2 protein-coding genes are annotated in these 11,411 nt (G+C 39.2%); both read right to left on the reverse strand.

Annotated features, from left to right (window positions below):
* Window positions 1–9,676 (reverse strand): non-ribosomal peptide synthetase (locus IQ229_RS01430; RefSeq protein ID WP_194040605.1); only part of this gene is annotated, 9,676 nt, incomplete at its 3' end.
* Window positions 9,677–9,934: 258 nt separating this feature from the next.
* Window positions 9,935–10,804, reverse strand: a complete 870-nt coding sequence (locus tag IQ229_RS01435; RefSeq protein ID WP_194040607.1) for an aspartyl/asparaginyl beta-hydroxylase domain-containing protein — start codon at window positions 10,802–10,804, stop codon at window positions 9,935–9,937.
* Window positions 10,805–11,411 lie beyond the last annotated feature (607 nt).

An 11,411-nucleotide genomic window follows, 5' to 3' on the forward strand; every position in this document is an offset into this window, starting at 1 on the left:
GCTCTGTATCTGTTAGTTCCAGAAGTAGATCAAATCTAGCGATCGCATTTTCTAAATCATTTAAAGGAGTCAATGTTAAATCTGAAAGCTCTAAAGGATGTATGGGAGCATTTTGAAGGAGAAATTTGACTTGAAATAGAGGAGTTTGGTTTAAATCTCTTTTGGGATTAAGAGCGCTAACTAGCTTTTCAAACGGTAAATCTTGGTGAGCATAAGCTTCTAAGCAAACTTTACGTACTTGTTGTAAATATTCGCTAAAGCTTGGATTACCAGATAGGTTACTACGTAATACCAACTGATTAACAAAAAAACCAATTAAATTTTCTGTTTCAATTCTATTACGATTGGCAATATCAGTACCAACAACAATATCTTTGTCGCCTGTATACCAATACAATAAAACATTAAATGCTCCAAATAGCATCATAAATAATGTAATTTCAAGACTATTACTTAGCTTCTTAATTGCTTGTGATAATTTCTTAGAAAGTCTCAAGGTTTGCCGCTTCTCTTGAGAGCTTTTAAGTTCTGAAGTTTGACGAATTTTAGGTAATTCTAAAACTGGTAATTTGTCTCCTAATTGCTTTTCCCAATATGTAAGTAAGGCATCAAAAGCTTCATCCTGTAACCAATTTTGTTGCCAAGTGGCAAAGTCTGCATACTGGATATTCATCTCTATAAGTGGTGAAGGCTTACCATTAGAAAACGCTTCGTAAAGTACTGACATTTCTCGCATAAAAACTCCTTCCGACCACGCATCAGAGATAATATGATGCATCGTCACCAACAAGATATACTCTTTAGTCTTTAATCGTAAAAGAGTTAAGCGTAATAAGGGAGGTTGAGTTAAATCAAATGGTTTTTGGTAATCTGCTAGTCTTAATTTATCTACGTCTGCTTCATGTTTATTATTAGGTAAATCTTGTAAATCTATGATTAGTAAAGGTATCTTGAAACCAGGATCAATAATTTGAATTGGTTGCCCATCTATCGTCTGGAAATATGTTCGTAATATTTCGTGTCTTCGCACTATTTCATTAATGCTTTGTTCTAAAGCTTTTACGTTGAGCGAACCTTGGAGCAGTATTGCAGTCGAACCATTGTAAACACATGAGTTAGGATCTAATTTATACAAAAACCACAACCTTTTTTGAGCAAAAGATAGCGGTAATTGTATCTCTCGTGAAACTTGTTCAATTGGTGAAAATGACTTAGCAGCTAGCTTTTTATCCTCAATGCTTTTGGCTAATTGTGCTATTGTCGGGAATTCAAAAAGTAGGCGTAGTTGTAACTCTATCTCAAAAGTTTTATTAATGCGGGATGTAAGTCGTGTAGCTAAGAGTGAGTGTCCGCCTAACTCAAAAAAGTTGTCGTTTATGCCGATTTTTTCTAAGCCAAGGATTTGCATCCAGATAATCGCTAACTGTTTTTCAACAAGCGTCTGAGGAGCAACAAAGGTTTTTTCAAATTCTGGACGTATTGTATCAAGTGCGGGTAATGCTTTGCGATCAATCTTACCATTAGGTGTAAGTGGGAGTGCCTCTAACATCACAAAATTTGTTGGCATCATGTAGCTTGGCAACTTTGACTCTAGAAAGCCACGTACTTCAGAGATTGTTATGCTTTGTTCTTTTTGAGGAACTATATATGCGACTATTCGTTGAGAATTTGTTGAATCTTTGCGTATTACCACTACAGCTTCTCCGACTGCGGAGTATTGGTTGATTACTGCTTCAATTTCTCCTAGTTCAATGCGAAAACCACGGACTTTTACTTGATTATCAATGCGACCAATGTACTCGATTTGTCCATTTGGTAAATAGCGAGCTAAATCCCCTGTTTTATAAAGACGAGCAGCTTTTTTACTGAAGGGATTGGGAATAAATTTTTCTGCTGTCAGGTCAGGACGGTTAAAATAGCCTCGCGCGAGTCCCTCCCCACCTATATGCAATTCGCCTGCTACGCCTACAGGAACTAACTGACTGTATTGGTCTAAAATGTAAAGTTGCGTATTTGCGATCGCACCACTAATCGGTACAATAGTACTACCATTTTCTACCTGAGATGCTGCTGACCAAATCGTGGTTTCTGTTGGGCCGTACATATTCCACAAACAAGCACACCGATGCAATAATTGATTGGCTAATTGTCCAGGTAAAGCTTCTCCACCACAGAGAATTTTTAATTGCTTATTAGCATCCCAACCTGCTGCTAGAAGTAGTTGCCAAGTCGCTGGTGTGGCTTGCATAACTGTAGCTTTTGAGTCTGTCAGTTTTGCTGACAACTGCGTTCCATCTGAGGCGACTTCTCGACTAGCGATTACTAAACAACCACCAATTATGATTGGTAGAAAAAGTTCCAATGCCGCAATATCAAAGGAATATGTTGTTACCGCTAGTAAGGTATCTTCATGGGTTAACCCTGGTGTTTGCCTCATGGAGTACAAAAAGTTGCTCAAAGCAGTATGGGGAATTTGTACGCCTTTTGGTTTACCTGTTGAACCAGAGGTATAGATAACATAAGCTAGATTGTCAGTAGTTAACTCACAGAACAAATTTTCTTTGCTTTTTTGTGCAATCGTCTGCGAATCAACATCTAAACAAACAACTTGAGCTTTGTGTTGTGGCATTACCTCTACAAGGGATGCTTGAGTTAGCAACACTGGCGCTTGGGTATCTTCTAATATAAATGCTAGTCGCTCTTGAGGATATGCTGGATCTAGCGGGATGTATGCACCACCTGCTTTGAGGATGGCTAATAGTCCGATGACCATAGAGAGCGATCGCTCTATACAAATCCCCACCAATACCTCTGGTTTTACTCCCAGCGATCGCAAATGATGCCCTAGTTGATTTGCTCTGCTGTTCAGTTCTTGATAAGTAAGTTGTTCTTCCTCAAATACCACCGCCACAGCATCGGGTGTTTTTTCTACTTGTGCTTCAAATAACTGATGAATGCATTGCTGTTGAGGATATTCCTCTTCCGTATCATTCCACTCTATAAGCAACTGATGTCGCTCAAATTTTGTCAATATTGGTAGCTCCGATAAACGCTGCTTTGAATTAGCAACAATTCCTTCAAGCAACGTTTGCAAATGCGCCACCATTCTTTGTATAGAACTTTCCTTGAATAAATCAGTATTGTATTCTAAATCACCCAATAAACCATCAACTGTTTCAGTTATATATAGGGTCAAATCAAACTTGGCAGTATGACTATTGCTTTTTAAAGGGCTTAAAGTTAAACCAGGCAACTCTAAAGCAGACATCGGCGTATTCTGAAGTACAAACATCACTTGAAATAGTGGTGTATGACTCAAGTCTCGCTGTGGTTGCAGTTCTTCAACTAACAACTCAAAAGGTAAATCCTGGTGTGCATAAGCTCCTAAAGCTACTTCTCGCACCCGTTTGAATAACTCTTCAAAGCTGGGATTTCCTGCGAAGTTAGTCCGCAGTGCTAAAGTATTGACAAAAAAACCAATTAGCCCTTCTATCTCTGCTCGGTTGCGGTTAGCGATGGGCGAACCGACCACAATATCTTCGCTGCCTGTGTAACGCCATAGCAATGTTTGGAAAGCTGCCAACAGGGTCATAAATAAGGTACTTCCCTGTTGCTGGCTGAATTTGTTTAAGGCAAAAGAGAGTTTATCAGATAGCTTGAATGAGTAGGTTGAACCCCGGAAGGTTTGAATTACTGGTCTGGGATAATCAGTAGGTAACTCTAATACTTTTGGCGCGTTCTTTAACTGCTTGAGCCAGTAAGATGTCTGAGTTTTGAGTATGTTTCCTTGCAACCATTGTCGTTGCCAAGCCGCGAAGTCTACATACTGTATTGGTAGTTCAGGTAACGGTGACGGTTGTCCATCACAGAAAGCTTGATAAAGTGTCGCTAACTCCCTCACGAGTACATCTATTGACCAACCGTCAGAGACGATGTGGTGCATTGTCAATAATAGTATGTGTTCTTGTTGACCAAGACGTAATAGTTTCACTCTCAGCAGCAAGTCGCCGTTGAGATCAAAAGGTTTCTGTGCTTCTTGAGAAGTCTGTTTTTTGACTTCGGCTTCTTGTTGGTTTAAAGGTAGCTCGCTAATATCGAATACTGATAATGTTAATGACATTACCTCATGGATGACAGCGATCGCTTGCCCTTCTAGTGTTTGAAAATTGGTTCGTAGGGCTCCATGACGGTTGATAATCTGGTTAAAACTTTGTTGTAGTGCCTCTACATTCAATTGTCCCTTTAAGCGAACAGCAGCAGGCATATTGTAGAAGGGACTATTTGGTTCTAATTGGGCTAGAAACCATAACCGTTGTTGAGCAAATGATAGTGGTAACTCTGGCGATCGCACAATCCGCTCAATATTCGTTACCTCATCTGCTGAGTCTATCTTAATCGCTTTTTCAATTTCTTTTGCTAGCCCTGCTATTGTTGGTTTTTCAAATAAATAACCTAAAGGAAGCTCTACTTGAAACACTTGCCGAATTCGGGAAATTACGCGAGTGGCGATTAAAGAATGACCACCTAATTCAAAGAAATTATTATCAATACCTACTTTTTCAATACCAAGTATTTCTGCCCAAATACCTGCTAATAAATTCTCAATTGGTGTGGAAGGAAGAATAATATTAGATGATGATATCTGTGTTAATTCAGGAATAGGTAGCGCTTTTCGGTCAACCTTACCATTCGGCGTAAGCGGTAGTGCTTCTAATATGATAAAAGCCCCTGGTATCATGTAACTTGGCAACTTTGACTCCAAAAAGTCGCGGAGTTCAAAAGTTGTCAGTATTTGTTCTTTTTGAGGAACTACATAAGCAACTATTCGTTGAAAATCTACTGAATCATCGCGTACTAAAACTACAGTTTCTCGGGCTGCGGGGTGTTGAGTAATTACCGCTTCAATTTCTCCCAATTCAATGCGGAAACCACGGATTTTTACTTGATAGTCAATACGACCAATGTACTCTATTTCTCCATTTGGTAAATACCGGGCTAAATCCCCAGTTTTATACAGACGCGCTGCTGCTTCATTGCTGAAAGGGTTAGGGATAAATTTTTCTGCTGTCAATTCGGGACGGTTTAAGTAACCTCTACCTACTCCCACCCCACCAATATAAACTTCACCCGTTACACCGATAGCAACAGGGTTAAGATATTTATCAAGCAGATAGATTTGAATATTCGCAATTGGACGACCGATGGGAACAATCTTTTGGTTGGTAACACAATCTTTACATTCCCAAAAAGTTACATCTACAGCTGCTTCTGTTGGGCCGTAAAGATTATGGAGTTGGGCATCAAGTCGATTAAAAAAGCGTTGTTGAAGTTGAGCAGACAATGCTTCACCGCTTGCAATCACCCGCACCAGAGACTGGCATTTTTCCAAACCTTTTGCTTCCAAAAACACTTGTAGCATTGATGGTACAAAATGTAAGGTTGTAATTTGCTGCTCTGTGATTAAGTTAACTAAATAGTTAGGATCTCGATGCCCTTCTGGTTGAGCAATAACTAAACGCGCACCTGCGATCAACGGCCAGAAAAATTCCCATACAGATACATCGAAGCTAAAAGGAGTTTTTTGCAATACACTATCTGCTGCTGTTAATTGGTAAGCATCCTGCATCCACAGTAAGCGATTGCAAATTCCCCGATGGGTATTCATTGCACCTTTTGGTTTACCTGTAGAACCGGAGGTATAGATGACGTAAGCAAGGTTATCACAAGTAATGTTGCACGCAGTATTTCTTGTGTTTTGACCGACACTTAGTCCCCAGTTGCCATCAATGTAAACTACTTTAGCTTTGTGAGTTGATAGACTTTCTACTAAGTGCTGTTGGGTTAACAACACGCTTGGTTGAGAGTCTTCTAACATATAAGCCAATCGCTCTTGAGGATAACTAGGGTCTAGTGGGATGTATGCACCACCTGCTTTCAGGATGGCTAATAATCCGATAACCATAGAGAGCGATCGCTCTACACAAATCCCCACCAATACTTCTGGTTTTACTCCCAACAATCGCAAATGATGTGCCAATTGATTCGCGTTGGCGTTCAGTTCCCCGTAGGTCAATTTTTGGTCTTCAAAGACGGCTGCGATCGCATCGGGTGTTTTTTCTACCTGTGCCTCAAATAACTCATGAATGCAATTATCTTGTGAATAGTCTGTCTTGGTATCATTCCACTCAAATAACTGCTGTACTTCCGATGGCGTGAGTAATTGCAAATCGGCAATGCGTTGTTGGGGTAAGCGAAGCTCGTCGTAGACATCGCTAACTATGCTTTCTAACACAGTCTGGAAGTGTCCAAGCATGCGGGTAATAGTGTCTGCATTGAATAAATCTGTGTTGTACTCGCAAGTTGTAACCAACCCTTGCTCGGAATCCTCCATAAACAATGTCAAATCAAACTTTGATGTCCCGTTGTAACCTTCTTCATAAGTAATCGATACATCCGATAGGCTTAAATCGGGTTTTGGCATATTCTGAAGAACGAACATCACCTGAAACAGTGGGTTATAACTCAAGTCTCTGGTTGGCTGTAACTCCTCTACTAACTTTTCAAAAGGTAAGTCTTGATGAATGTATGCTTCTAAAGCTGTTGACTTCACCCGCTCTAATAACTCCTGAAAACTCAAGTCGCCAGAAAGGTCTGTACGCAGTACTAAAACATTGACAAAAAATCCGATTAATGATTCAGTTTCTGCTCTGTTACGACTAGCAATTGGCGAACCTACTACAATATCAGTCTGACCTGTGTAACGATACAGCAAGGATTTGAAAGCTGTAAGCAAGGTCATAAACAGAGTTACTCCCTCTTGACGGCTCAAATTCTTTAGCTCTTTTGTCAGAGTTTGAGAAAGAACTAATTTCATTTGACCACCTTTGAAGGTTTGAACTAGCGATGTCTGACGACAAGAAGCAAAGCTTCTACGCACCCGGTCAGTTGGTAAATTTAATACAGTTAGCTCCCCACTCAATTTTTGTTTCCAATAGGTCAATAACGGTTGAATGCGTTTGGTATCAAGCCATTGTCGTTGCCAATTAACAAAATCTCTATACTGAATGGGTAGTTTAGGAAGTGGTAAGAGTTTGCCTGTAGAAAATGCTTCGTATAGTGCAGCTAGTTCTTTAATCAGAATACCAATAGACCAACCATCTGCAATTATATGATGCAAAGTCACCAACAATTGATAATTACTATCATTTAAAAATAAAATTTTAGCACGCAAAAGCGATTGACAGGATAAGTCAAAAGGCTCCTGTGCTAATTCCATAGCCAAACGTTGTGCTTCTTGAGTGCATTCACTATCAGAAAGGGAATGCAAATCTTCAACCGCCAAAGTTAAGGGTACAGCTTGATTTACCACTTGGGCTGGTTGTCCATCAATTATTGTAAAGCTTGTGCGTAATACTTCGTGTCGTTGAATAATTTCGTTCAGACTATCTTGTAAAGCTACTAAATTAATACAACCTTGTAAGCTAATAACTATAGGAATATTATATGTAGAAGTATCAGGATTTAGCTGATTGATAAACCACAATCCCTGCTGGGCATAAGATAGAGGCTGAGTAGATGTAGTTTTTTCTAGTTGGGTAAGGGATATTGATGGTATTGCGTCTGCTGCTATTTGAGCTAGAATCTTCGTGACAAGCGATCGCGTACTCATTCCTTCAAAAAAGTCTGCTACGGATACTTCTACCTCTAAATCAACCTCAATCCGGTTTTTCAACTCAAATACTTTTAAAGAATCAAGTCCCAGCGTGCTTAATGGTTCTTGTGGATTAATATCATCCGGTGCGATGGAAAGTACTCCCGCCAAAAGTTCAATTAAATAAGATTCTAGAATCGGTTGACACTCTCTTGGGGAAAGCGCCAAAAGTTCAGAACGTTGTAATTTAGTTTCGTTTCTGGCAATATCACTAATCTTGAGAATGTCACTTTCAACGACATTTAGTTCACCATTCTCAAACTGAGCGCGAGTTCCACGACGTTGAATCTTACCGCTAGAAGTTTTAGGTATAGTACCTGGTTTAATTAAAACCACACCATAAACTTGTACTTCATGTTCTTCAGTAATTGATTGCCGAATTGCACTAGCTACTTCTGCTAAATTTGGCTTGGCGCGAAACTCTAATTCTTGTACAACTACGAGCCTTTCTTCGTTGTTAACCTCTACTGTAAATGCTGCATTAGCACCGGAACGTAAGGATGGATGGCTGCCTTGGGCGGTTAATTCGATATCTTGCGGGTAAAGATTGCGACCGCGAATAATAATTAAATCTTTTGCTCTACCTGTAATGAAAAGCTCACCATTGGCCAAAAAGCCTAAGTCACCAGTCCGTAAAAACGGCCCTTCTTTTGTGTCTTTCAGATAGGCGTGGAATGTTTGCTCTGTTTCTTCTGTTCGATTCCAGTAACCCTGACCTACACTTAGTCCAGATACCCAGATTTCCCCAACTTCATCTGATGAACAGCGAGTTAATGTTTCAGGATTAACAATGACAATCTGCTGTTGAGGAATAGTTTCACCACAACTGACAAAGCTTTGGATATTTTGATTTTCGGTAGTTGCTTCGACTATCTGGTTCTGTGAGAGTGCAGATTTCTCTACAGTTTTTACCTGAGCTAAGGCTGTTTTGATCCCACCAGAAACTATCAAAGTTGCTTCCGCCATGCCGTAACAGGGGTAGAATGCTTCCTGACGAAAGCCACACTCAGCAAAGGTAGTTGCAAATAGCTCAAGAGTATCTTGTCGGACTGGTTCAGCACCGTTAAACGCAACACTCCAACTACTTAAGTCGAGAGTTTCTTTTTGCTCTTGAGTAATCCTTTGAACACATAGTTCATAGGCAAAGTTGGGGCCACCACTCGTTGTACCTTTGTAGCGAGAAATTGCTTGCAACCAGCGATAAGGTCTTTGCAGAAAAGATGTTGGGGACATTAAGACGCAAGGAAAACCACCATACAAAGGTTGCAAAATCCCACCAATCAAACCCATATCATGGTAAATAGGTAGCCAGGATACAAACTTACTGCTAGGCGAATGTTCCATCATTTGGTAGGTTACGGCGGCGTTGTGCAGCAGATTGCCATGACTGAGCATGACTCCCTTTGGTATACCTGTAGAACCTGATGTGTATTGCAAAAATGCTAGGGTATCCTGATTGATTGCAGGTTGTTGCCAAGAATCTTCTATACCCTGTGCTATGTTGTCAGTTGTCAGCCAGTGAAAATTCCCCTGCTTTGTTAGGAGTGTGAGTATTGATTGTAATGTGGGGAGCATTGCTGTTGTGGTGAGAGCAATACTTGCCTGTGCATCTATGCTAATAGCTTGTATTCTGGGCGTTTTACGTTGATTGGAAGGCGGATAAGCTGGAATCGCTACTACCCCAGCATATAGACAACCGAAAAATGCTATTAGGTAATCCAGTCCAGGAGGATAGAGCAATATGGCACGTTTCCCACTCAAACCAAGAGCTTGGAGTTGAGCTGCTACAGCCCGACTGCGCCGATCCAATTCATGGTAAGTCAGCGTTAATTCCTGAGTCTCTCCATCTTCAAGGAAAGTAAAGGCTTGTGTGCCAGGTATATTGCAACTGCGATCGCGCAGAATATCAATGATAGTCGCATACTGAGGGGGCATTTCTTGAAAGTTATTGCTAAATTGAGTCATTATTATGCTTCAGGTAATCAGATGCACATAAACAATAGTGGCAAAATTAATTTCACACTAACTCTTGGCTGAACAAGGGTTTAAGCAGTTTTTGTGGGTATCTTAATTTAAAAATCCACTTAATATAGCAAACCTTAAACACACATACCTCTTTCTTACTCAAGGTGATGTTTTTACAGAATTATTTAATTCAATTGATTGGGAAAACTCTTGAAAAGACCTCTATTGCTCTAGTGAAGATAGGGCGAAATTAGGAAGTCAAAGTGATAATGACTTACAGACAAACTCATATAAAAAATTTTCCAAATTTGACAATTCTGGGTGACGTAAATGCACTAACAGAACTACTCGTTCTTTCTGACTTTTATTCCAGGCTTCATGCTCAAAGCTCTGGTCAAAAAATAAAGTTTTCCCTTCAGTCCAACTCCGCGTTTCACTTCCAACTCTAATTCCACAATTTTCTGGAATTATTAATCCCAACTGACAGGTAATATAAGCATTTGAAGCATCATGGTGTGGAGGTAAGACAACTCCTGGTTTTAAAACAAGAAAGTAAACATCTTCAAAAGGATCTATAAAGGATTTCAGCTTAGACAAAATATTTACAGTTTTTGGAAATAAATATCTAGCTTCTTGAGTAAATTTACCATCTAACCACAATCTAAATAGTGACCAGTCATCTTTTTTGTGAGATGCAGGTAGTTCAATGTCAGTTCCCAATAGATGAATTGGATCATCACTTGGATCAATGACTGGAGTGAAATTATTTTTATTATGGATATTCATTAATAACTCACTTTTTATATCTTTAGCACCTTCTTCAAGTGTATTTGTCACTATTTTGAAAACTTCGTAATCATCAGGCTCATACCAAGGTTTTGAAGGAAGACCAAGATATAAAAACAATGTTGGTTTTTGTTGTGGATTACAATCATCAATGTTTATCAGCCCCAAATAAAATTTTAGAGACTTTTCAAATCTCTGAACATTACTTTTAGGAAACAAAAAAATTAATGATTTGAGTAGTAGAAAAAATATTTTTATCTTTATATTATCCGAATCAGGCAATAATATTTGCTCATTTTGAAAAGATTCCTTATATTCTTGATTTTCTTGCAAATTAGCCACTTTTATTTACCTCCATTACGAATTTGCTTTTCTCACTCGATAAAAGCATTTTATTTCTCTGCAAAATTAAAGATCATCCTTAAGTATGTTTTACGATTGCGAACGCTTAACTTGTGAAAAATGCGTATAAACTCCATATTTTGACTTTTAATGCTACTGAAGTTAGTAAACAAATGCTTGAGTATCGTTTAAGATACTCCTCAAGATGAATGGAAAATTTTGTTTTAATACTGCACCGGCATCTGGAAACTGCGATCGCGCAGAATATCAACAATAGTTGCACAGTGAGAGAGAATTTCTTGAAAATTATTGATAAATTTAGTCATTATCATACTTCAGGTAATTCAGATGCATACAAACAATAGTGGCAAAATTAATCTCACCCTCACTCCTGGCGGAACAAGGGTTTGAGCAGTTTTTGTGGGTATCTTAATTTAAAAATCCACTTAAATACAGCTGACCTTAAACTGACATACCTCTTTCTGGCTCAAAGTGCTGCCTTTAGAGGATTATTTAATTGAATTGGTAAAACCCAAAGAACAGGCTTCAATGTTGCTCTAGGGAAGACAGGGCGAAATTAGTAAGTCAGCCATGTAAGCTTCTATAT

Origin of the sequence: Nostoc cf. edaphicum LEGE 07299, assembly GCF_015207245.1 — a bacterium.
GTDB classification, from domain to species: domain Bacteria; phylum Cyanobacteriota; class Cyanobacteriia; order Cyanobacteriales; family Nostocaceae; genus Nostoc; species Nostoc edaphicum_B.